Annotated in this window: 21 protein-coding genes; 16 read left to right on the forward strand and 5 right to left on the reverse strand. The window is 64.5% G+C overall.

Features of this window, described 5'->3' with window-relative positions:
* Positions 1 to 13: 13 nt before the first annotated feature.
* Positions 14 to 1,216 (reverse strand): CaiB/BaiF CoA-transferase family protein, encoded by a 1,203-nt coding sequence (locus NLM27_RS00685; RefSeq protein ID WP_254141503.1) that lies wholly within the window; start codon positions 1,214 to 1,216, stop codon positions 14 to 16.
* A 227-nt stretch (positions 1,217 to 1,443) separates the two neighbouring features.
* Here NLM27_RS00685 and dctP point away from each other — a divergent pair, with 227 nt between their 5' ends.
* Genes dctP through NLM27_RS00710 form a run of 5 tightly spaced genes read left to right on the forward strand, consistent with a single transcriptional unit; the run spans position 1,444 to position 6,838 of the window.
* Positions 1,444 to 2,472 (forward strand): TRAP transporter substrate-binding protein DctP, encoded by a 1,029-nt coding sequence (dctP, locus tag NLM27_RS00690; protein WP_254141504.1) that lies wholly within the window; start codon positions 1,444 to 1,446, stop codon positions 2,470 to 2,472.
* A gap of 25 nt (positions 2,473 to 2,497) precedes the next feature.
* Entirely contained in the window at positions 2,498 to 3,052 is a 555-nt protein-coding gene (locus tag NLM27_RS00695) for a TRAP transporter small permease (protein WP_254141505.1), read from the forward strand.
* Positions 3,053 to 3,064: 12 nt separating this feature from the next.
* Positions 3,065 to 4,354 (forward strand): TRAP transporter large permease, encoded by a 1,290-nt coding sequence (locus tag NLM27_RS00700; protein ID WP_254141506.1) that lies wholly within the window; start codon positions 3,065 to 3,067, stop codon positions 4,352 to 4,354.
* Between the two features lie 38 nt (positions 4,355 to 4,392).
* A complete protein-coding gene (locus tag NLM27_RS00705; protein WP_254141507.1) occupies positions 4,393 to 5,559 on the forward strand; it encodes an acyl-CoA dehydrogenase family protein in 1,167 nt (388 codons plus the stop codon).
* 31 nt (positions 5,560 to 5,590) lie between these two features.
* Complete coding sequence (locus NLM27_RS00710; RefSeq protein ID WP_254141508.1) at positions 5,591 to 6,838, forward strand: acetyl-CoA hydrolase/transferase C-terminal domain-containing protein; 1,248 nt, start codon at positions 5,591 to 5,593, stop codon at positions 6,836 to 6,838.
* A gap of 1 nt (position 6,839) precedes the next feature.
* Here the strand turns inward: NLM27_RS00710 and NLM27_RS00715 are convergent, their stop codons facing one another.
* From NLM27_RS00715 to NLM27_RS00725, 3 genes are all read right to left on the reverse strand, one after another.
* Positions 6,840 to 7,376, reverse strand: a complete 537-nt coding sequence (locus tag NLM27_RS00715) for a hypothetical protein (RefSeq protein WP_254141509.1) — start codon at positions 7,374 to 7,376, stop codon at positions 6,840 to 6,842.
* A 12-nt stretch (positions 7,377 to 7,388) separates the two neighbouring features.
* The gene (locus NLM27_RS00720; protein ID WP_254141510.1) at positions 7,389 to 8,708 is read right to left on the reverse strand and encodes a hypothetical protein; all 1,320 of its coding nucleotides are present in this window, start codon (positions 8,706 to 8,708) and stop codon (positions 7,389 to 7,391) included.
* 72 nt (positions 8,709 to 8,780) lie between these two features.
* A complete protein-coding gene (locus NLM27_RS00725) occupies positions 8,781 to 10,952 on the reverse strand; it encodes a hypothetical protein (protein WP_309144726.1) in 2,172 nt (723 codons plus the stop codon).
* Positions 10,953 to 11,706: 754 nt separating this feature from the next.
* On the opposite strand from NLM27_RS00725, the gene NLM27_RS00730 reads away from it, so the two are divergent.
* The 11 genes from NLM27_RS00730 to NLM27_RS00780 all read left to right on the forward strand — a co-directional run bounded on the left by NLM27_RS00730 (position 11,707) and on the right by NLM27_RS00780 (position 21,873).
* Positions 11,707 to 12,405 (forward strand): RNA polymerase sigma factor, encoded by a 699-nt coding sequence (locus tag NLM27_RS00730; protein ID WP_254141512.1) that lies wholly within the window; start codon positions 11,707 to 11,709, stop codon positions 12,403 to 12,405.
* Positions 12,406 to 12,547: 142 nt separating this feature from the next.
* Complete coding sequence (locus NLM27_RS00735; protein ID WP_254141513.1) at positions 12,548 to 13,372, forward strand: flagellin; 825 nt, start codon at positions 12,548 to 12,550, stop codon at positions 13,370 to 13,372.
* A gap of 61 nt (positions 13,373 to 13,433) precedes the next feature.
* Entirely contained in the window at positions 13,434 to 15,122 is a 1,689-nt protein-coding gene (gene fliD, locus NLM27_RS00740; protein ID WP_254141514.1) for a flagellar filament capping protein FliD, read from the forward strand.
* A 19-nt stretch (positions 15,123 to 15,141) separates the two neighbouring features.
* Positions 15,142 to 15,570: a flagellar export chaperone FliS gene (fliS, locus tag NLM27_RS00745; RefSeq protein ID WP_254141515.1), complete on the forward strand. Its 429-nt coding sequence runs from the start codon at positions 15,142 to 15,144 to the stop codon at positions 15,568 to 15,570.
* A gap of 164 nt (positions 15,571 to 15,734) precedes the next feature.
* Positions 15,735 to 16,007: a hypothetical protein gene (locus NLM27_RS00750; RefSeq protein WP_254148722.1), complete on the forward strand. Its 273-nt coding sequence runs from the start codon at positions 15,735 to 15,737 to the stop codon at positions 16,005 to 16,007.
* A 434-nt stretch (positions 16,008 to 16,441) separates the two neighbouring features.
* Positions 16,442 to 17,107 carry a flagellar hook assembly protein FlgD gene (locus NLM27_RS00755; RefSeq protein ID WP_254141516.1) on the forward strand — a complete coding sequence of 222 codons (666 nt, stop codon included), beginning with the start codon at positions 16,442 to 16,444 and terminating at the stop codon, positions 17,105 to 17,107.
* Positions 17,108 to 17,138: 31 nt separating this feature from the next.
* Positions 17,139 to 18,404, forward strand: a complete 1,266-nt coding sequence (flgE, locus tag NLM27_RS00760; protein WP_254141517.1) for a flagellar hook protein FlgE — start codon at positions 17,139 to 17,141, stop codon at positions 18,402 to 18,404.
* Between the two features lie 3 nt (positions 18,405 to 18,407).
* A complete protein-coding gene (locus NLM27_RS00765) occupies positions 18,408 to 18,668 on the forward strand; it encodes a hypothetical protein (RefSeq protein WP_254141518.1) in 261 nt (86 codons plus the stop codon).
* 9 nt (positions 18,669 to 18,677) lie between these two features.
* On the forward strand, positions 18,678 to 19,154 hold the full coding sequence (locus tag NLM27_RS00770; RefSeq protein WP_254141519.1) for a flagellar protein FlgN: 477 nt from the start codon (positions 18,678 to 18,680) through the stop codon (positions 19,152 to 19,154).
* A gap of 18 nt (positions 19,155 to 19,172) precedes the next feature.
* Positions 19,173 to 20,948 carry a flagellar hook-associated protein FlgK gene (gene flgK, locus NLM27_RS00775; RefSeq protein ID WP_254141520.1) on the forward strand — a complete coding sequence of 592 codons (1,776 nt, stop codon included), beginning with the start codon at positions 19,173 to 19,175 and terminating at the stop codon, positions 20,946 to 20,948.
* 13 nt (positions 20,949 to 20,961) lie between these two features.
* Complete coding sequence (locus NLM27_RS00780) at positions 20,962 to 21,873, forward strand: flagellin (RefSeq protein WP_254141521.1); 912 nt, start codon at positions 20,962 to 20,964, stop codon at positions 21,871 to 21,873.
* A gap of 6 nt (positions 21,874 to 21,879) precedes the next feature.
* On the opposite strand, the gene NLM27_RS00785 is transcribed toward NLM27_RS00780, so the two are convergent.
* Positions 21,880 to 23,454 (reverse strand): AMP-binding protein, encoded by a 1,575-nt coding sequence (locus tag NLM27_RS00785; protein WP_254141522.1) that lies wholly within the window; start codon positions 23,452 to 23,454, stop codon positions 21,880 to 21,882.
* Positions 23,455 to 23,476 lie beyond the last annotated feature (22 nt).

Here is a 23,476-nt window from a genome sequence, read left to right on the forward strand (position 1 = left end):
GGCCAGCGCTGCCTCAGGGCGGCGCCGCCAGGTGAACTGCTTTTTGCTGTGCGAGCTGCTCGATCTCCGTGGTCGAGAAGCCGGCCTCGCGCAAAATGTCGCGGCCATGCTGACCGAGCGTCGGCGCGGGACCGGCGGGTTCCGGTTGGGTCACGCTCCAGGTCGAGGGCACGCGCATCTGGCGGATGCGGCCCTCCACGGGGTGATCCACCGTCCTGAAGAAGTCGACCGCACTCAGATGCGGATCGTCCAGGATCGTCTCCAGCGTATGCATCGGCATCACCGGAATGTCGGCGCGCTCCAGTAGCTCGCGCCATTCGGCGGTGGTGCGCGTTGCAAAGATGTGGCCGATCTCCTCGTAGATCTCGTCGATGTGCTTGGTGCGCGCGGCGTGGTTGGCAAAGCGCGGCTGATCGAGGAAGTGCGGTTGCCCGATCGCCTCGAAGAAGCTGCGCCAATGCTTGTCGTTGTAGATAAGGACGCAGAGATGGCCGTCGCTGGTCCTGTAGGGGCGGCGATACCGCGAGAGCAGGCGGGCATAGCCGCCATGGTCGAGCGGCGGATCGTAGGTGAGACCGCCGAGATGATCCACCAGCACGAACTCCGTCATGGACTCGAACATCGGCACGTCGATGCGCTGGCCCTGGCCGGTGCGCTGCTGGTGCATCAGCCCGCCCATGATTGCGTTGACCATCATCAGGCCGACGATGCGGTCGGCGATGGTGACGGGCACGTAGCGCGGCGTGCCGTCGCCGGCCGCCGCCAGCAGCGTCGGAATTGTCGCCGCGCCCTGGATCAGGTCGTCGTAAGCCGGCTTTGCGGCATAGGGGCCGGACTGGCCGTAGCCGAAGGCGCCGACATAGACGAGGGCGGGATTAACAGCGGCAAGCGTCTCGTAGTCGAGGCCGAGCCGCGCCATCGCCTGCGGGCGCACGTTGTAGACGAGCGCATTGGCGCGCTTCGCCAGCCGCAGCAGCGTGTCGCGCCCTTCCGTTTTCTTGAGGTCGAGCACGATGCTGCGCTTGCCGCGATTGGCATTGAGGAACATCCCGCCCATGCCCGGCGTGCGGCCGGGCCCGATCTGGCGAACGATGTCGCCCTCGGGACTTTCGACCTTGATGACGTCAGCGCCCATGTCCGCCAGCACCTGGGTGCCGTAGGGGCCCATCAGCACCGAGGTCAGATCGAGAATGGTGAAGCCGGCGAGCGGTCCCATGAGGTCCCGTTTGATGTGTTCATATATGTGGAGTTAGAGTTCAGAAAATGCAGATGTCAATTCGATGCGCTCATGTCAGTGCGCATGGCTCTATGCATAGTTCATATACTTGACAGATAAATTCACGTATATGTACATTTTCCGCAAGCAAGAAGCGGAGCGAGGGACCGACGGTCTGGCAGCTAACGGCTGCGCCTGTCGGCATGGGACGCGTCAAGGAGAAGCTGATGAAGAAGAATCTGGTCCGGGCCGCAGCCGTGCTCGCCCTTTCGCTGCCGGTCTCGACACTTCAGGCGCAGGCGCTGGAGCTGAAGGTCGCCGACAGCTTCCCCGCTGGTCACTACCTCGTCCGCCTGATGCTCAAGCCCTGGATGGACGACGTCACCAAGCGCACCAACGGCGCGGTGACCTTCACCTATTATCCGAACCAGCAGATCGGCAAGGCCGCGGACATGCTGCGCCTGACGCAGTCGGGCGTGGTCGACATCGGCTACATCGGACCGTCCTACGTCTCGGACAAGATGCCGCTCTCCGAGGTCGCGCAACTGCCGGGCGCTTTTGAGACGAGCTGCCAAGGCACGCTCGCCTATTGGAAGACGGCGCGCGAGGGCATCCTCGCCAGCCGCGAATATGCGCCGAACAAGATCAAGCTGCTGATGGCCGTGGCGCTGCCGCCTTACCAGGTGTGGACTGCCAAGACGAAGGTCGAGACGCCGAAGGACATGCAGGGCCTCAAGTTGCGCACCACCGGCGGTGCGCAGGATCTGACGCTCCGCGCGCTGAGCGCCGTGCCCGTGCGGATGGCCGCCCCCGATGCCTATGAGTCGCTGTCGCGCGGCACCATGGACGGCCTGCTGTTCCCGATGGAAAGCGTCGTCGCCTACGGCCTGGACAAGCTCGTCAAGCATGCGACCGAAGGCGTCAGCTTCGGCAGCTTCATCGTCGCCTATTCCATCAACCAGTCGGTCTGGGACAAGCTGCCTGATGACGTGAAGAAGGCCATGAATGACGCCTCCGACGCGATCGAGCCGACTGCTTGCGCCCAGGTCGACAAGGAAACCGAGGCGACCAGGAAGCATCTCCAGGACGAAGGCGTCAGCTTCGATCCACTGCCGGAGGCCACGCGTAGCGAGATGAAGGACAGGCTGAAAGGCGTCGGCAAGGATTGGGCGAGCGGGCTCGACAGCCGCGGCAAGCAGGCATCAGCCGCGCTGAAGGAGTTTGAAGACTTGCTCGCCGCCGGCGGCGCCAAGTAACCCCGTATCCAAGGAGGCGCGAGAGGTGATCAAGCGGGCAGGTGATGTGCTCGGCGCGCTGGAACGCGCGCTGACGGTGGTCGCGGTGGTGTTCCTGTTCGTGATCATGCTGCTGGTGGTGACCGACGTGTTCATGCGCTATGCGCTGAACAGTCCGTTCTCCTTCACCTATGATCTGATTGGGCTGTATCTGCTGGCCGGTGTGTTCTTCTTCACGCTGTCCGACGGCTTGCGCGAGCATGCGCATGTCGGCGTCGACATTCTGCTGTCGCGGTTCTCGCCGGCCGGCCGGCGGCTGTCCGAGATCGTCACTGCGCTCGCCGGCCTGTTTGTCTTCGTCCTGATCTGCGAGGTCGGGTTCGAGCGCGCGCTGGAGAATTACGAGCAGCACGACGTTCTCTCAGGCGCGATTGCCTGGCCGACCTGGATCTCGGCCGCGCTGGTGCCGTTCGGCTGCGGCGTGCTGGTGTTGCGGCTGGCGCTCCAGCTTGTCGGCAATGTGCTGAGCCTCGTCAGCGGCCGCGATCTCTATCCGCTGCCGCCGGTGACCGGCGTCGGTGAAGCACGCAGCTTCGAGTAACGGGCGATATCCATGACACCTTTCATCGTTCTCGCCCTGCTGTTCGGTCTGCTCGCGCTCGGCACGCCCGTTGGCTTCGCCATGGCCTTTTCCGGCTCGGTCGGCCTCGTAATGGTCGGCGGCTGGGGCACGCTGTTCGGAATATTGCAGACAGCGCCGCTCTCGACCGTCTCCTCCTACGAGCTGATCACGATCCCGATGTTCCTGCTGATGGCAGACCTCGTGCTGCTCTCGGGCGTCGCGGACGATCTGTTCAAGACGGCATCGGCCTGGGTTGGCCGCATTCCCGGCGGCCTCGGCATGGCCACCGCGCTTGCCGGTGCCGGTTTCGGTGCGATCTGCGGCACCTCGACGGCCTCGGCGGCGACGCTGTCCTCGACCAGCCTTCCGGCGATGATCCGCCAGGGCTATGAGCCGAAGATGGCCGCGGGTGTGGTCGCGATATCAGGCACGCTGTCGATGCTGCTGCCGACCAGCGTCGCGCTCGTCATCTTCGGCCTGCTGGCGGAGGTGAACATCGGCAAGCTGCTGATCAGCGGCATCATCCCCGCGATCCTCGTCACCTTCACCATCATGGCCACGATCTACTTCCTCGTCTGGCAGGATCCTTCGCGCGCGCCCGCTGCGAAATCGGTGCCGTGGCGGGAAAAATTCGCGCTGCTGTGGCAGGTCTCCCCGATGGTGGTGCTGTTCTCGATCGTGACGGGAACGATCTATCTCGGCGTCGCGACACCGACGGAAGCCTCGGCCTTCGGTGCGTTCGGCGCCTTCCTGCTCGCGATCGTCAAGGGCAAGATCACGCCGGCGTCGCTCTACCATACGCTGCTGCGCGCCTGCCACGGCACCTGCATGATCATCATGATCCTCGTCGGCGCCTCGATCTTCGGTTACTTCTTCACGCTCACTCACGTGACGCAGGATCTCGTCGCCTGGATCGGCAGCCTGCCGGCCTCGCGCTGGGTGATCATCACGCTGATCCTGTGCGGCTATATCGTGCTCGGCTCGTTCATGGACCAGATCGCCATCCTGGTCTTGACCGTGCCGATCGTACTGCCGCTGATCAAGACGCTCGGCTTCGACCCGATCTGGTTCGGCGTCATCAAGATCGTCACCGCCGAGGTCGGCATGATCACGCCGCCGGTGGGGCTGAACTGCTTCATCGTCGCCCGCTATGCCAAGCGGCCGGTGGCCGAGGTGTTCCACGGCACCTTCCCGCATTTCATCGCCCACCTGATCGCCATCGCGATCCTGGTGGCGTTTCCGTCTATCATCCTCTGGCTGCCCTCGCAGATGGGGCGCTAAGATCGGAGCTGGCGGCTCCCAAGAAGGAGATCAAGAATATGGATTTCGCGTTCACCGATCAGCAGGAAGCCATTCGCGACGCCATCGCCAAGATCTGCGAGGGCTTTCCCGATGCCTACTGGCTGAAGAAGGATCACGACGGCGGCTTCCCGCACGATTTTCACAAGGCGCTGGCCGATGCGGGCTGGCTCGGCATCTGCGTGCCGGAGGAATATGGCGGCTCCGGGCTCGGCATCACGGAGGCCGCGATCATGATGCGCACCATCGCGGAGTCCGGTGCCGGCATGTCCGGCGCCTCCGCGGTGCACATCAACGTGTTCGGGCTCAATCCGGTCGTCGTGTTCGGCACCGAGGAGCAGCGCAAGCGTATGTTGCCGCCGATGGTCGAGGGCCGCGAGAAGGCCTGCTTCGCCGTCACCGAGCCCAACACCGGCCTCAACACCACGCAGCTCAAGACCCGCGCGGTCGCCAAGAACGACCGCTACATTGTCAACGGTCAGAAGGTGTGGATATCGACTGCGCAGGTCGCGCACAAGATCCTGCTGCTGGCGCGCACCACGCCGCTGGAGGACGTGCGCTCGCCGACCCACGGGCTCAGCCTGTTCTACACGGACTTCGACCGCCAGAAGATCAAGGTCCACGAAATCGAGAAGATGGGCCGCAAGATCGTCGATTCCAACGAGCTGTTCTTCGAGGATTTTGAAATTCCGATGGAGGATCGGATCGGCGAGGAAGGCAAGGGCTTCCAGTACATCCTCGAAGGGATGAACCCGGAGCGTATCCTCATCGCCGCGGAGGCCGTGGGGCTCGGCAAGCTCGCGCTATCGCGCGCGACCGAGTACGCCAAGACACGCATCGTGTTCAATCGCCCGATCGGCAAGAACCAGGGCATCCAGCATCCGCTCGCGGTGAACTGGGTCGAGCTGGAGGCGGCCTGGCTGATGGTGATGTCGGCGGCGTGGCAATACGACAAGGGCATGCCCTGCGGTGCTGCGGCCAATGCCGCGAAATATCTGGCCGGCGAGGCGGGTTTCTCGGCTTGCGAGCAGGCGGTGATGACCCATGGCGGCTTCGGCTATGCCAAGGAGTTCCATGTCGAGCGCTATTTGCGCGAAGTGTTGATCCCGCGGATTGCGCCGGTCAGCCCGCAACTCGCGCTCAGCTTCATCGCGGAAAAGGTGCTTGGCCTCGCCAAGTCTTATTGATCCTGCTCCGGGTCGTTCGGCGGAGTTTGCAGTGCGCGGAGAGACAACGCCCATCGATTTCTCCGCCCTGATCCGGGAGGGCGATCTCGTCGTGTGCGGGCAGGCGACGGCGGAGCCGCTCACGTTGATTGAAGCGCTGGTGGCGCAGGCCGGATCTCTGCCGCCGTTCCGCATCATCGTTGGGCCGATCTTTTCGGATACGTTCTCGGCTGGTTGCGCGCCTGAGGTCTCGTTCCAGAGCTATGGCGTGATCGGCAATGCGCGGCGGCTCGCGAGGGCCGGGCGGCTCGACGTCATCCCGAGCAACTACAGTGCCTTCTGTGCCGACTTCGCCGCGGGACGTCACAAGGCGGATGTGGTTCTGGTGCAGCTGGCGGAGCTGGAGGGGCGGCTGAGCGCCGGCCTTTCCAACGACTATGTCATCGACGCCGCGCGCGGCGCGCGTCGCGTCATCGCCGAGATCAATCCGGATACGCCCTTTACGTTCGGGGCGGAATGGCCCGGCGACGTAACGATTCATGTGCGCGTGGCGGCCCGCCGTCCGCCGGTCGAACTGGCGTCGTCCCCGCTCGACGATGTCTCCCGGCGCATTGCAACGCATGCGGCGGGCCTGATCGCCGACGGCAGCACGCTTCAGTTCGGCGTGGGGCGGATTCCGGACGCGATCCTCTCGTCGCTCTCTCACGCCCGCAATCTCGGCATCCACTCCGGCCTGATCAACGACGCCGTCGTCGATTTGATCGAGCGCGGCGCGGTGACGAACGCGGCGAAGGGGATCGATGCCGGGGTCACGGTCACCAACCAGCTGATCGGGACGCAGCGGCTCTATCGCTTCGCGCATCGGAACAAGGCGATCGCGGTGCGGCCGACGTCCTACACGCATGGCCAGAGCGTGCTGGCGCGGATCAACCGGCTGGTCGCGGTCAACTCGGCGCTCCAGGTCGGGCTCGATGGCAGCGTCAATTCGGAGACGCTGAACGGCGTCGCGATCGGGGCGATCGGTGGGCAGCTTGATTTCGTGCGCGGCGCCAATGCCTCCGCTGGCGGCAGGGCGATCATCGCGCTGCCGGCGACAGCCTCTGATGGCACGAGCCGGATCGTCGCTGATGTCGAGACCGTGACGACGCCCCGCGCCGACGTCGATGCCGTCGTGACCGAATGGGGTGTTGCGGAACTGCGCGGCTGCGGCCTTGCCGAGCGTGCGCGCCGCATGATTGCGATCGCAGCGCCGGAACATCGCGATGGGCTATCGGCGCAGCTTCGCGGCGACGCGCGCTAGTTCAGTTCATCATCGCGAGCGTCGGACGCTGACTCTCGCTGGATTCAATGATCCCGGGAAGATCCGCCGCTTCACCAGCAATCATGCCCGACATTTGCCAGAACAGATGCGCGAGGCGGGAGAACACCAGCCGTTCGCGCTCGGCGGCAGCGGAGCCGTCCGGGATCGTCACCGTTTCCAGGCCGACGATCTTCTTGAAATCTGGCCAGATCGTCATCGACTGCGCGATCACGGAATAGCAGCGTGGATCATCGTCGCGCTCGTCGGGAGCTGGCGGCAGGCCCGGGAATTGAACCGGCGCTGCGTAGAACTTGTAGGCGCCATAGCCGAGCTGGAGCAAAAATTTCTCGGAGACGGCGACGTCGGCGGCAAATGACACCAGTCGCGCCTCGCTCAGCACGTCCGCTTCGATCGCGCCGAGGTCCGCTGCGCGGAGCGCGGAGCAGAAGGCGAGGTCGCGATTGTGCTCGCGGAGCAGATTGGCGAGCGGCGGCTGCTGTTGCACGGTGTCGGTGAGCAGGATGATGGTCTTGAGCATCTGGGATGTCCGTCAGGGGAGAAGGTGGCGCGCGGCCGTGACCGCGTCGTTGGAAGCGCAGGTGGCAAAGAAATCGTTGGCGATGCGCTGTCCCGGCGCGATCTCCAGGATGCGGTAACGAGCCAGGCCCGCGGCTTCGCGTACGGCGCCGACGTCGTCCTGCCAGGCGCAGAGCGACAGCTCCAGCCGGCCATAGCCGCCGCAATCGGCGGCATAGGCACCCGTTACCGCCTCCACGGTCGCGGCCACCGCGCCTGCATCGCTGGCGGAGATATCGCGCAGGATCACGGCGATGCCGCTGACCGCCTCGGCTTGCGAGGTCATGACCATGAAGGCGTCGCGGGCGCCGGTGCGGCCGGCGCGGCGGGCCGTGCGCACGATGCCCGCAAAGCCGGGATCGGGGCCGAGCTCGAGCGTCGTCGTCTGCTGGTCGTGCAGGATCGTGGCCCGCATCGCGCCGAGATCGCCCTGCAGTGCGTGATAGGAGCGCGGCAGCCATATGGTGTCGAGTGGCACCTGCGACGATGTCAGGCTCCAGGCCTGATCGAGCAGATAGCCCTCCCAGATCGCGGGATAGGAGGCGGCAAGCTGTTGCCATGTGCGAAGCAGCCGTTCGGCATGCGCGGTGCGGCCGAGATAGAGCGTGCGCGCCGACATCTCCCAGCGATTCCACTTGTGCAGCGCCACGTCGCAGCCGAGGAAGGACGGCAGCAGCGGCGCTTCGCGCAAGGTCGCTCCGGCTTCGAGGAACAGCAGCGGCTCGCGATATCTATTCCACATCCGCACCATGAACTCGGCCTTCTCGAAGCAGAGGATGCGGTCGTCGAACTCCGTCTCGATCGGTTCGATATGGCAATCGAGATGCAGACGTTCGACAGATTGACGGAGGCGGAGGGGCGCAGCCGCATCGCTGCCGCGCGGATGGCAGGAGACGATCCGCGGCCGGAGCGTGCAGGCGTCGGCAGCGGCGAGGAATTTCGACCATCCGATGCCGCCCCACCACATCTCGTGCGGGCCTTCCGCGCCGCAGGGGCCGACGGTGCCGAACTCGGTCAGCTTGGACTTGAGGAAATCGAAGCCGGGATTCTCGCTTCCGGGAATGACGACGGCACAGGCCGGATTGAGCGCGCGGTAGAGCAGCTCGGCCGCCGCGCCGCTCGGCGGCTCCTCCAGGATGATGACGCCGTTGCGCCGGCCGTTCGGGACGCCGTCAAGCGTCGGCGCGCCGTACTGGCCGACGAGCCAGGCAAGCCGGTCGCGCTGGGTCCGGCCGAGCCGGATGCCGCCGGATTGCAGCAACCGATCAAGATTTTCGTGCGTCTCGTCCGTCAATTCCGTGCCCCCTCGCGCCAGCGCTTGACTGGCCCTTGGACTTCAACGGTCCGGACGGCACGATCAGGCGGACTATTTGGGGCTGATGCCGAGCGACGTTATCGCGATCGAATAGACCGCGATCTCCTGCGTCATCGGAAGGACTGGGATCAGCAGGCAGCCGTCCTCGGTCTCGGTGCGGTAATGGCCGCCGTGCCATTGCACGCCGGCATAGACCAGGCCGTCGGCCGCGATGCCGATGACGTCCTGGCTGCCGGCGGCATCGCGAACGTCCCTGCCGTGCTGCACGGTCACGCCGTGAAGAAGCCCCTCGGGCGCGAATTTGGCCAGCGGCAGGGCGATCATGGTGATGGCCATGGTGCGGGCCAGGGGAACGCGCAGGCGCAGCTCGCCGAGCCCGTTGCGATGGATGGTCACGCTCTCCATCGTCGCACCCCCGTCGGCACGGAACAGGCCGACCCGTACTCGCTCGCAGGGCCTTTCCTCGAAGACGTCCGCGGGCAGGCGGTTGGCGCCGAACAGCAGATAGAGATAGCCGTAGGACGGTGACAGCGCGGCAAAGCTGCCGGCGAGCCACATCGGCGGCGCAACGGCGGTGCACGCGGCCGAGAGGCCGCGGGCGGTGATCTGGTCGCGTGCGAACTGCTTGTCGAGCAGCGGCGCGAGCGCGTGGGTGCCGAGATTGACGTCGTGCTTCAAGGTGCCGAGCAGCGCCAGCTCGTCCTCGTCAGGCAGCAGCAGGAGCCGTGCCACGGTCGCCGCGCACCACCGCGCGGCGACGTCGGGCGCCGCGTGAGGATCGAGGCGGTAGTCGCGAACGGCGCCGCCCGCGCTCGCAGCGAAGGCCAGTGCGCCGGCCTGGATCTCGCCGGCAAACGCCACCTGCTCCAGGGGACGCGGGTTGATCTCGCGAAGCACCGCGCCGCCGTCGTAATCGCGCACCGAGCCGTCGGCGGAGCAGCAGGCCTGCTCCAGCAGCGCGACGTTGCGGATCAGCATGCGCTTGACATGCGGGGTGACCACGAGGTCGGAGATGAAGCCGGCCGCGCTGTCGATTTCGGCGAGATCGTTGAAGGCGTCGTCGAGCGACATCAGATAGGCGCCGTGGAGGCGGATGCTGATGCCTTCCAGGTCGAAGACGCGGCGCAACGCCTTTTGCACGCTGCCGGAATAGCCGAGATCGGCGAGGACGAGGTCGGTGCAGTCGTCGAAGCCGGGGACGGCATGGCGGAGATAGGCGAGCAGCCGGGCGCGCAGGCCCGCGGCGAGCGCGACGATCTCGGCCGGATCCATCAGGCCGGGAAGCGCTTCGGCGAGCTCTTCGCCGGAGGCGATACCGCCGGGACAGAAGGCGAAGAACGCTGCGACCTTCGGCGGCATGATCTTCAGCATGTCGTAAAAGGTTGGCGCGTCGATCTTGAGGACCTTGCCGAGAAGATCGAGCAGCGGCTGCATCGTGTCAGCCGAAGCGATCAGGCTGACGCGGCGGTTGATCTCGAGATAGGATGCCGTCCCGCCGTGCAGATCCTGCCAGATCCGGTGCGACAGGAAGCCGTCGCGGCCGAGAAAGCCGATAGCGACCTGCCGGCCGTCGCCCTCAACGTCTTCGCAGCGCCGCGCAACGAAAGCGTCGAATGCTGTCATGACCGGGCCGAGCACGGTCAGGCCGAGGTGAAAGGCCGGAGATCTCTCGACACTACGGGCGGCGACCACGCGCCGCAACGTCCGGGCGCCATGGTCAAGCCGCGACGGCGTGCCCGTGCACAGGAGCTCGAACAGTGCCGTCTCGCGTTGAAACGTCGAGGCCAATTGCGCGGTCGCCTGCGGATAATAGCGCGGACGAATGCCGTGGCGCTTTGCGCCCTCGATGTCGGCCTTGTCGTTGTCGCCGACGTGGAACGAAGTCGCAGCGTCGATGTCCTGCTCGGAGAGATAGGTGGCGAACAGTGTTTCGCTCTTGCTGCTGCCATGGTCGCAGGACGCATAAAGGAAGTCCCATGTCAGTCCGGGATGACAAGCCCGCAGCAGCCGCCCCAACCAGTCGGAATCCCAATACGTGTCGGAGATGAATCCGACGCGGTTGCCGGCACGCTTCATGTCCAGATATTGCCTGATCATGTCGGGATTGGCGCGGCAAAGCTCGAGCTCCGCTGCGAACTCGGCTTCGACCAGGTCGCTCAGGTTGCCTCGTGAGAGGCCGAACAGCCTGAACGGAAAATAGGAATAGATCTCGGCGATGTGCACTTCGCTCGCACCGCGCTTCTCCTTCGCCGTTCGGCGCGCGCGCGATTCTGCCTGGATTCGATGCTGAACGAAACTCGAGGAAACATTCGGACAAGATCTTGAAATGTCCAAAAGCTCGTAAGTCCTTTCAAATACGCCATCCGGCGTCGTGCAGGCGCGAAGCAGAAACGTATCGAAAACATCGAATGACCAAGCGGAAACAATTTGCGTACGGCGTTCCGCACCGGCCGTTGCGATCTTCATGCTGCATTCCCCGTCCACCAACACGATTAACGTGTGCACGCGTGGAGTCAGGCGCCACAAATACGAAAAATATTCACGCGCGATTCAAAATCGCGCTCGTCGCGACTGACAGATTAAAAAAAATCGCTAGGTTCGAAAAAGGTGATTCGGAAAAAATTGCCGAGTGCAGAAGTCGTCGCGCGTTCGTTCACACTCGGAAACAATCGCTTCGTCGCGCGCTGTGCGCACGTCGCGTTCGATCATCTAGTGCCGCGTAATGTCAGCGTTTTTTCCGAATACATCTGTTCAGGATGGATGATCCGCCATGGCGCGAGACGATGTGATGATTGCAGGCTTGACGCGCGAGAGCTGCGTGCAGTCGGCAATTATTGCCCGATACTCGGCAAAAGTGACCTGCTAACATCTTGAAAAACAACGAAAATTTTTCGCCTGAATTGTTTTGGCCCTGCGTTCAACGCCTGGAAGCCGTGTGGCATGTGCGCCGCCGGCATTACGGGTTGGAGGTTGCGGGATGAGTTACGCTGCTGATGTCATGGCTCCCGCCGAGGCCGAGATCACGACGATGGCGCCGGTCGATTCACTCGTGCCGGTGACGGCGTCGGTGCCGCTCGCGCCCGACAGCACGCCCGATACCGCCGATGTCGTCTACGACGAGGACAGCGAACTGCTCGACAGGCTGGCGACCGGCGACGAAGTCGCGTTCCGCATGCTGGTCGAACGCCATATCGATCGCGCCTACGCGATCGCGCTGCGCATCGTCGGCAACGCGGCCGACGCCGAGGACGTGGTGCAGGACACCATGCTCAAGATCTGGAGCCATCGTGGACGCTGGCAGCACGGCCGCGCCAAATTCTCGACCTGGCTCTACCGCGTCATCTCCAACCGCTGCATCGATCTGCGCCGCAAGCCGCGCAACGAGAATGTCGAGACAGTGCCCGAAGTCGCCGACGCCCAGCCCGGCGCCGTCGAAATCATCGAGCGCAACGAGCTCAACGACATGCTGGAGCTGGCGATCCAGCGCCTGCCCGAGCAGCAGCGCATCGCGGTGATCCTGTCGTACCACGAGAACATGAGCAACGGCGAGATCGCCCAGGTGATGGACACGACGGTGGCCGCGGTCGAGTCACTGCTCAAGCGCGGCCGTCAGCAGCTGCGCCAGCTCCTGCGCAAGCACGAGCGCGACATCCGCACCGCGTTTACCGACTGCTAACCATAAAATCGCCCTCGCGAAAATTTTCCCGCCTGATCTCTCTGCGCTCCTCCGTTTCAACGAGCGGACGGGGCTGCGGTCCGCGTCGTCGTAAGTCGATTTCCACGAAGCGGCACGCCGTGCCCATCAACAGGAGCTTCAGATGCCCGCAATCAACACCAACACTGCCGCCAACGCAGCAGTGCGCTACCTCAACATCAACTCCGCGCAGGAAACCAGCTCGCTCTCGAAACTGTCGAGCGGCTCGCGCATCACGTCCGCATCCGACGATGCCGCCGGCCTTGCGATCTCCACCCGCATCTCCTCGGACGTCACCACCCTGCAGCAGGCCGCGACCAACGCTTCGCAGGCCACCGCGATCCTCCAGACCGCCGACGGCGGCGCCTCGAACATCTCCGACATCCTCGCTCGTATGAAGTCGCTGGCCTCCGAATCCGCGTCGGGCACCACGACCGACTCCAGCCGCGCCTACATCAACTCGGAATTCACGCAGTTGCAGGACCAAATCGATTCGATCGCGTCCGGCACCCGTTACTCCAGCCAGAGCCTGCTCGACGGCTCCAGCGTATTCGCTTCCGGCGTCTCGGTGCTGGTCGGCTCCTCCGGGGCAGACACGATCAACATCACGCTCACCAGCCTCACCTCGTCGTCGCTTGGCGTGTCCTCGCTCGACGTCAGCACGCTGTCGGATGCGACCTCGGCGCTGACGGCGCTGGATACCGCGATCGACACCGTCTCCGCAGCCCGCGCCAGCATCGGCGCCCAGGAATCGCGTTTCAATTTCAGCGCCGATTCGATCTCGACCCAGACCCAGAACTTGCAAGCCGCGAATTCGGCGATCAAGGACGTCGACATCGCGGCTGAGCAGTCCAAGCTCTCCTCCGCGGAAGTCAAGACGCAGGCAGCCGTGTCGGCGCTCGCCGCAGCGAACCAGATGCCCCAGTACCTGCTCAAGCTGCTGGGCTGATGAAGATCCAAGCGGGCCGGCATGATGCCGGCCCGTCCTCTATCAGGGACTGCGACGCAAAGTGACCACCGTCAGTTCGAGCACCAGCACGAGCTCCGCGAGTTCGGCAATTTCCGTCACCACGAGCGGGACCACCAATTCGAGCAGCATCGACTGGTCGGCGCTGATCCAGGCCGCCGTCGACGCGAAGACCGCGCAGGCCACGACGATCTCGACCTCGATCACGAACAACGAGGCGAAGATCTCCGCCTATCAGACGCTCCAGAGCGACCTGAAGACGCTGTATTCGGGCCTTACCTCACTTTCGACCGCGGTCGTCAATTCCTTGTCCACCAGCGCCTTTGCAACGCGCGCGGCGAGCATCAGCTCCACCGGTGACGTCAGCGCCTCCTCGGCGCTCTCCATGACCATCAAGAGCGGAGCTGCGACCGGCGACCACACGCTGACGATCAGCCAGCTCGCCACCGCACACAAGGTGTCCGGCACCGCGCAGTCGAGCCAGACCGACGAGCTCGGATATTCCGGCACGTTTTCCATTGGTCTGGAGGGCGGCAGCACGTCCGACATCACCGTCACCAGCACGATGTCGCTCCAGGATATCGTCGACGCCATCAACGCCCAGACCTCGACGACCAATGTCCAGGCTTCAATCGTGCAGGTGTCCAGCACCTCGTACCAGATGGTGCTGACCGGCACCGAGGATGCGGCGGACATCAGCTATTCCAGCACGTCCGGCGACGACATCATGAACGAACTGGGCGTGACCGACAGCTCGGGGGGCTTCACCAACGTCATCCAGGAGCCGCAGTCGGCAGAATTCACGCTCGACGGCATCGCGATGACTCGCGACACCAACGACATCTCCGACGTCCTTACCGGGGTGACCTTCAGCCTTCTTCAGGCGACGCCGGACGGAACGTCGCTAAACATCAGTATCGAGCCCGATACCAGCCAGATCGAATCGGCGATCGAGACCTTCGTCACCAACTACAACGCGTTTCGCGACGAGGTCATCGCCCAGCAGGCGACCGCGACCGACGGCACCGCAGATTCTAGCGCGGTCCTGTTCGGCGACGGGACCATGCGCAACATCATGGATGCGCTCCAGAACGCCCTGAACAGCACCGTGGGCGGCATGACGATGGCCGACCTCGGCCTGTCGTTCAACGAAAACAACGAGCTCGAGCTCGACACCAGCACGCTGTCGGACATCCTGAGCACCAATTTGAGCGGCGTAACCAAGCTGTTGTCGGCGCAGACGACGACCTCGTCGAGCCAGCTCAGTGTCGTCAACACCGGCACGTCGCCGCAATCCTTCACGCTCGATCTGACGGTCGATTCCGACGGAAATCTCACGTCGGCCTCGGTCGACGGCGACTCCTCGCTGTTCACGGTCAGCGGCACGACGATCATCGGCGCCTCTGGCTCGATCTATGCCGGCATGGCCTTCACCTATAGCGGGTCGACCTCCCAGTCGATCACGGTGACGTCGACCTCGGGCATCGCGACGCAGCTCTACCAGGTCGCCAAGAACTACTCGTCCTCGACGGGTGCGTTGCAGACGCTGATCACCAACCTCACAACGCGCGATGAGGATCTTCAGCAGAAGGTCGACGACATCAACAGTGCGGCCGCGACCCTGCAGTCGCAGCTGGAGACGCAATACGCGAAATACCAGGCCGCGATCGAGAGTGCCAACAGCACGCTGACCTATCTCAAGGCGTTGCTGAGCAGCTCGTCGAGCGACTGACAGTGAAATCGAGTGATCAATGATGCATAATCCGATGGCGTACATGGCCAACCAGGCCTACCGCGGCGCTGCAACGACCGTGCCGCCGATCAAGGCGATCTCGATGCTGCTCGGCGGCGCGGCCACCTTCCTCCAGAAGGCGCTTGCCGCTCAGGAGGCGCGCCGCTTCGAGGAGGGGCATGACGACCTGATGAAGGCGACCGCGATCCTGCGCGGCCTTAGCCACAATCTCGATTTCGCCAAGGGCGGGGCGGTCTCCGAGCGGCTGTTCCAGAGCTACAATGCCCTCATCCTGGCGAGCCTGAAGGCCTACGGCCGGCCGCACGCCCGACAAAATTTTCAGCGGATCATTGCCGCCTTGGCCGAGTTGCGGGAGGCTTGGGAGTCCGTCGATGCGACGGTGCGGGGCGGCAAGGCCATGCCGACCGATTCGGCTCGCAAGGGTTAGGCCCTCGGCTTCCCGATCCGGAGAGCAGGGAATCGCCCCGACGTTCCGTTCCGGCCAGTTTCCGTAGTGCTGCGGGCGCTTTTGGCGCCAAGGCCACGCAAATCCGGTTTCCGGCGTGCCCGCAATGCTTTATGACGGGCCGGATGCGGCGGGACCGGCAGGCGATGGACGTCACCGAGTTTGAGGAACTGATCGATCGGCTGGGCGAGGATCTCTCGCTCTGGCCCGACGATCGGCGTTCGCCTGCCGAAGATCTGCTGGCGCAATCGTCTGCCGCGCAAGCTCTGCTGGAAGAGGCGCGCGCCTTGCGCCACGCGCTCGCTGCACCTCCGGTCCGCGCGCCCGCAGGCCTCGCCGACCGCATCGTCGCTGCGGCCGCCAAAATGAACGACGACACAGCCGAGCCGCGCATCGAGGGCGAGACGGCGGGAAGCTGAACAGCGCTTTCTGAGATCAAACACCAAGAGAGGTCGTCATGCCCGGGCTCGTCCCGCTTGCGCGGCCGAAGCCGCTTCGGCGAGGCGAAGGCCCGGGCATCCACGTTCTTCGTGCGGCGTGGCAAGTCGTGGATGGCCGGGTCAAGCCCGGCCATGACGCTTTGGAAGCGTCGGCGCCCCCAACGTTCACCTCACATGCGACGAGCTCGCTGCTAGCGAGGCGAGCCAGCGTTGCTCGGTCGCCGCAACAAATCGATCCGAGACGATCGCTCTTCTAACGCGCGCACACGGCAGTTTTTGCCGCGTCGAAAGCCATTTGTGCGCGCGTGAATCGCCGCCTGAATCCGCGCGCCCACCCGTTTCATCAGCACACAGATTTCAAGCGCCGCGGGCGACATCTCGTCGCCGGCAGCGCAAGAAGGCCGGAGTTTCTGATGACCGTTTCCGCCGTGAGTTCTGCAACGACTGCCACCACGACGTCGTCGTCGTCGAGCACATCGTCCAGTTCGACGCTGACCTCCAGCGACTTCCTCAGCCTGCTCGTCAGCGAGCTTCAGAACCAGGATCCGCTTAACGCGACGTCGACGACCGACTTCATCAATCAGCTCACGTCCTACGCCAACTTCACTCAGCAGCAGTCGATCAACTCCAACATGTCTTCGCTGGCGAGCTCGTTCTCGAGTCTCGTCACGCTCAACTCGGTGAACTACATCGGCCACACCGTCGAGGCGAAGACCGACACGGCCACCCTCAGCAACGGCTCGGCGACGTTCGGCTACTCGCTGTCCTCGGCCGCCTCGGACGTGTCGATCAGCATCTCCGATTCCTCCGGCAACGTCGTCTACACCGGCACCGGCACGGGCAATTCCGGCTCCAACAGCTTCACCTGGGACGGCAAGGATTCCAGCGGCAACCAGCTCTCCGATGGCGGTCAGTACACCATCTCGGTGACGGCGACCGACTCTGCCGGCAACTCGGTGCTCAACTACACGACGGTCACCGGCACGGTGACCGGCATCGACACCTCGACCTCAACGCCCTCGCTCACGGTGAACGGCGTCGCGGTCAGCGCCGCCAACATCCTCGGCGTCACGTCCTGATTTCAAGTCCTGATCTTCTCGGAGTTCCATCATGAGCCTCAGCGGCGCATTGTCTTCGGCGATCTCGGCGCTCAGCGCCCAGAGCCAGTCCCTGTCGATGATCAGCGACAACATCGCCAATTCCGATACGACCGCCTACAAGACGACATCGGCGATGTTCGATGCGCTCGTCACTGCATCGAGCAACACGACCTCCTACGCTTCCGGCGGCGTCACCGTCTCGGGCCGCTCCAACATCACCCAGCAGGGCCTGCTCGCCGCGACGTCCAACGCCACCGACGTCGCGATCCAGGGCTCCGGCTTTTTCGTGGTGACCGACGCTACCTCGGGCGGTACCGTTGCCTATACCCGCAACGGCGCCTTCACCATCAACAATGCGGGCTATCTCGAGAACAACGGCTACTACCTCGAGGGCTGGCGCACCGATGCGGACGGCAACGTCGTCGGCAGTGAATCGGCGAGCAATCTCGAGGCCATCAACACCCAGGTCGCCTCGACCAGCGGCAGCGCCACCACCAAGACCACGATCGCGGCGAACCTGCCGTCGGACGCGGCCACCGGCGACACCTATACGAGCTCGATGACGGTCTACGATTCGCTCGGCGCCGCGAATACGATGCAAATCACCTGGACCAAGACCGATACCAACACCTGGAGCGCGAGTTTCGCCAATCCGACGTCGGCCTCGGATACCACGACCGCGACGGGCACGGCCTCGGGCACGATCGACATCACCTTCAACAGCGACGGCTCGCTGGCCAGCACCAGTCCGGACCCGGCCACCGTGTCGATCGCGGGCTGGACCGACGGCGCGGCCGACAGCACCATCACAATGGACCTCGGCACCGCCGGCGGCACAGACGGCCTGACGCAATACGCCTCGGGCGAGACGACGCCGTCGGTCAACGTCACCAGCATCGATTCGGACGGCCTGTCCTACGGAAAACTCTCCAGCATCTCGATCGGCAAGAATGGCGTGGTCGATGCCACCTATTCCAACGGCCAGACGATTGCGATCTACAAGATCGCCGTGGCGACTTTTGCCGATCCCAACGGGCTCGCGGCTTCCAGTAACGGCATCTACTCGGCGACCGTGACCTCGGGCAATGCCGCCTTGCAGGCGTCCGGCGAGAACGGTGCGGGCACGATCTACGGCAGCGAGCTGGAATCCTCGACCACCGACACGTCCAGCCAGTTCTCGAGCATGATCTCGGCGCAACAGGCCTATTCCGCCGCGTCCCAGGTCATCTCCACCGTCAACAAGATGTACGACACCCTGATCTCGGCGATGAGGTGAGCGATGCCCGGTGAAAAGGCAAGCGCGGCCGGCGAGGCGCTGCTGCGCCGGTTGCGACGGCTGGTCGGCCGGGCCGCGACCGTCACGGGCCGTGACCGCAAGCAATTGCTCGCGCTGATCGACGATTTCGAAACGACCCGCCGCGGCCTGGTGAAGGAATGCGCGGAGATCGAGGGCGAGATGAGGCAGGCCTCCGTCAGGGCGACCGCGATCGGCACGTATCTGCGCAATTCGCAAGCCCACCGCGGCAAACGGCACAATTAGAAGAAGGCAATGATCATGAGTGTAGCCCAAGCCAAGAGCCAAACCGCGAAGACGAACGCTGCGAGCGGCGACGCGCGGATCAAGTCGCTGATCGTGCTCATCGATGCGCTGACCGCACTGGTGGCGGAAGAGAATGCCGAGCTTGCCAAAGGCCTGCCGGCCTCGCGCCTGAAGCAGGTCGACGAGAAGAACCAACTGGCGGAGATCTTCGAACGGACTGTTGCCGAATGCGCGGCGGGCACGACCAGCCTGAACGTACGGGACCGGATCCTGCGCGAGCAGCTCATGGAGCGGATCCTGAAGCTGCGCACGGCGATGGACGAGAATCTGGTGCGCCTGCGCGCGGCAATCGAGGCCAGCAATCGCCGGATCGAGGCGGTCATGCAGGCGATCCGTGAGCAGATCGCGGCTGTGTCCCCCTATGGCGCGTCCGGCCGCGTCGCCGCGGCCCGCGCCGTTTCCAGCGGCACCAGCCGTAGCGCCTGACGAGCCGAGGAGCCCGCCGTGTCACTCGATATCGCGCGATCGATCGCCTTCAGCGGGCTCTCGGCGACGTCCGTGCAGATCAGCGTGACGTCGTCAAACATCTCGAACGCCGACACGACAGGCTACACCCGGAAGACTGCGAACCAGTCGAGCAGCGTCACCAACGGCGTCGGCACCGGCGTCACGGTGACCGGCATCACCTCGACGGTCGACAAGCTGCTACTGAAATCGTTGATATCAGCGACCTCCGAGCTCGGTTCGGCCGACACCACCAACACCTATCTGACCTCGCTGCAAAAGCTGTACGGCTCGACCAGCAGCACCGGCGATTCTGCGACAGGGACCTCGCTCGCCAACAGCATTGCCTCGCTCGAATCGGCGCTGTCGTCGCTGGCGAGCACGCCGAGCAGCGTGTCGCTACAATCCAACGTCGTCAGCGCGCTCGACGACGTCGCTAGCCAGTTGCGGGAGACCTCGAGCGGCATCCAGAAGCTCCGCGCCGATGCCGACCAGGACATTGCGTCCTCGATCGACGACGTCAACGCGGACCTGGAGCAGATCGCGGATCTGAATGCCCAGATCAAGCAGACGGCGGCGACCGGCCAGTCGACCGCGGATTTGGAGGACCAGCGCAACACCGCGCTCCAGGACCTCGCCTCGAAGATGAACATCAGCTATTTCACGGCGTCGAACGGCGATCTCCAGATCTACAACACCTCGGGCCAGGCGCTGGTCGACTCTTCCGCGCACACGATCAGCTATACGGCTGCGGCCAACGTGACGGCATCGACGACCTCCACTGCCGGTTCGTCGTCGAGCGGCTTCAGCGCGATCACCGTGAACGGCGTCGACATCACCTCCCAGATCAGCGGTGGGAACATCGGCGCGCTGATCACGCTCCGCGACACGACCCTGCCGGCGGCGCAGTCGCAGCTCGACCAGCTCGCGCAGCAGCTTGCTTCCGCAATGAACAGCGTCTCGAACGGTGCGTCCTCGGTACCGGCGCCGACGACCCTCACCGGTACGACCGCTGTCGCCAGCTCGACGGCGCTCTCCGCCACCGGGACGGTGCGTATCGCCGTCGCTGACCAGAGCGGCAATCTGGTCTCCTATGGCGATCTCGATCTGTCGTCCTATTCCACCGTCAGCGATCTCGTCACTGCCATCAACGGCATTTCCGGATTGTCGGCCTCGGTCGATTCCGACGGTCATCTCTCGATCACCGCCACCGGCTCGGGCAATGGTGTCGCCATTAACGAGATGACGAGCGCGGTCGGAAGCTCGGGCGAGGGATTCTCGGAATATTTCGGCCTCAACGACCTCATGATCGGAACGAGCGCGGCCGACATCGCGGTCAACAGCAAGATCCTGTCGGGTACGAACGAGCTTCAACTCGCGACGCTGGACTCGTCATCGAGCCTGACGGTCGGAAGCTCCGTGTTGTCGTCGGGGTCGGCCACCGTGGTCAACGCCTTCTACGACGCATTGACCGGCTCCCGGACATTTGCGTCCACCGGCGGGCTGGCCGCCACCACCGGCTCTCTGGCCGACTACGCCTCGGCCATCGTGGCCGATGTCGCAAGCAAGGCGTCGCAGGCTTCGACGAGCTACACCGCCAAGGAGACCGCGCAATCGACCTATGCGAGCTCGCTGGCTTCGCAATCGGGCGTGAACCTCGACGAGGAATCCGCCAACCTCAGCACGCTCCAGAACAAATATTCCGCGGCATCCGCGTTGATCCAGGCCATCAACTCGATGTACTCGGCGCTGCTCACCGCCGTACAGTCGACCTAAGAGGGGATAGGCCATGGTTGCGATGCGGGTTGCGACCTTCGCGCAGTCGAACAAGATGATTGCCGACGCGATGCGCGTCGAGACGGTCATGGCCAACAAGCAGATCCAGGAATCGTCGGGCGTCGTCTCGACCGATTTCGGCGGATACGGCGCGGACGCGCAGCATGTCGTCAACCTCCAGGTCTCGGTCACGCGCGCGCAGTCCTATATCGATGCCGCAACGCTCGCCGACAGCAAGGTCCAGGTGATGTATTCGGCCGTCGGCTCGGTGACCGACATCCTGACGCAGCTCCGCTCCCAGCTCAGCGCGGCCTCGACCGGCAGCTCGACCGAGACAAATTCGGTGATCAGCACCGCCCAGCAGATGCTGGAGCAGATGGGATCGCTGATGAACACGCAATACGACGGCCAGTATGTGTTCGCCGGCGGCAAGACCGACACGGCACCGGTCGATCTCACGGGCTTTTCGTCCGGGACCGGCTCCACCACCACGGCAGACACCAGCTACTATTATGGCGACGACGAGATCGCCTCGGTGCGGGTCGCCGCCGACGAGACGGTGTCGTACGGCGTGACCGCCGACAATCCGGCGTTCGAAGAGGTGATGCGGGTGCTGAAGTTCGTCGCCAACAGCACCTCGCTGTCGTCTTCGGACATTGCCAATGCGCTCGATCTCGCCAGCACGGCGCTCGATGATACCGCGGCCGTGCAGGCAAAGCTGTCCAGCGCGGCGTCGTCGATCGAGAGCGCGAGCGCCCGCCAGAGCGACTACAAGAGCTATGCCGAGACGCTGTCGAATGACCTCACCGGCGTCGACGTCGCCGCCATCACGGCTCAGCTTTCGACCTACCAGGCACAGCTCACCGCGTCCTATTCGGCGCTCGCCAAGATCCTCAGCCTCAATCTCGCGAGCTATTTGAAATAGGCTGGCCTATTCGGCGGCGATCCGCTCCATCGCCATGGCGCGAAGCCTGGCACGCTGGATCTTGACGCCGTTGGCACTGTCGGTGACGGGGAAGGCGTCCACGACATAGATCCGCGCCGGCACCTTGTAGCCGGCGAGCCGCTCGCGCAGGCGTGCGACCAGCCTGCCCTGTTCCGGCGGTTCTCCGGCGGGGATCACGAAGGCGACGCAGCGGGCCTGGCCGTTGAGGTCGACCGCGACGACCTGGGCGTCGGCCACCCCAGCGCATGATTTGAGTTCGTCCTCGATTTCTCCGGGCGCGACCAGGAAGCCGCCGAGCCGCATCGCATCGCCCGCGCGGGTCTCGTAGACGAAGGAGCCATCGCCGCGCAGCCGGCCGATGTCGCCGGTACGAAAGAACCCATCCGCGGTGATTGCATGGCGCGTCGCCTCGGGATTGTTGAAGTAGCCGAGGAAGCAGGACGGTGCGCTGATCTCGATCTCGCCGGAAACGCCGCTGGCCGCAAGCTCGCCGGTCTCGACATCGCGGACGCGGACCTTCGCGTCCGGCGACATCGGCCAGCCGCCGCCTTCGATGCGGTCAGCGAAGGCATCACTGGAACGGCCGATCGAAAATAGCGCCTGCACCTCGCTCGAACCGTAGAGGCCGAACAGCGGCATGCCGCGCGCCTCGGCCTCCACTGCCAGTTCGCGCCAGCCGGGCTGGAATGCGGCGAAGCCGCAGACTTCGAGATGCGGAAACGGACGTGGTGCATCGGTGAGCGCGAGGATGCGGCGGAACATCTCGTCCGAGCCGAAGGAGTGCGTGATGGCATGCTCGCTGAGGATCTTTGCGGCCGGGGCCGCTTCGAAGGCGTCGAGGACATGGATGGTCGCGCCCGCTGCGGTGAAGCCGAGCAGGCTCGTCATGCCAAAAGTGCCGCAGAACGGCAACATCGCCAGCAGCGAATGGCGCTGCGGCGAGAGTTTTAGCGCCTTGGCTACGGAGGCCGCATGCGTGGCCAGCGTCCGCGGCGAATGCGCGACGAGTTTTGGCCCTTTGGTCGTGCCCGATGTCGTGTAGAGCAGGACCGGCAGGTCGAAATCATCCTGAGCCGGCGGGGCAGGGGGATAAGACCGGTCGAACGCATCGAACCGCACGCAGGGCCAGTGCGCCGGGATCGCATCCGCGCCGACCACCGCGAGCCCTTGTAGCGCGGGGACGTCAGTCTTCGTGACGTCGGCCAGGATCGCTGCGAAGTCGATCGAGCGGAAGGCGGCCTCGACCACCATCAGCTTGGCGCCAGAAACCTTCAGCAGATGCGCGACTTCTGCACTGCGGTAGCGGGTGTTGACGGATGCGATGATCGCGCCGAGGCGGGCGGCGGCGAACAGCAGCGCGATCCATTCGACCCGATTGACCAGCCAGACCGCGACGACGTCGCCCTTGCGGATGCCTTGCGCGGCGAGCCAGGCGGCGGTCTGGTCGATCCGCTCTGAGAATTCCGCACGCGAGACCGGCGTGCCGTCGAACAGGAAGGCGGGATCGGCGGCGGCCTCCGTGCCGATCAGCGACTGCAGCGAAAGTTCGTTGGTACGCATAGCAACCGGAGTAACCCGATCG

Origin of the sequence: Bradyrhizobium sp. CCGB12 (assembly GCF_024199845.1) — a bacterium.
Taxonomy (GTDB): domain Bacteria; phylum Pseudomonadota; class Alphaproteobacteria; order Rhizobiales; family Xanthobacteraceae; genus Bradyrhizobium.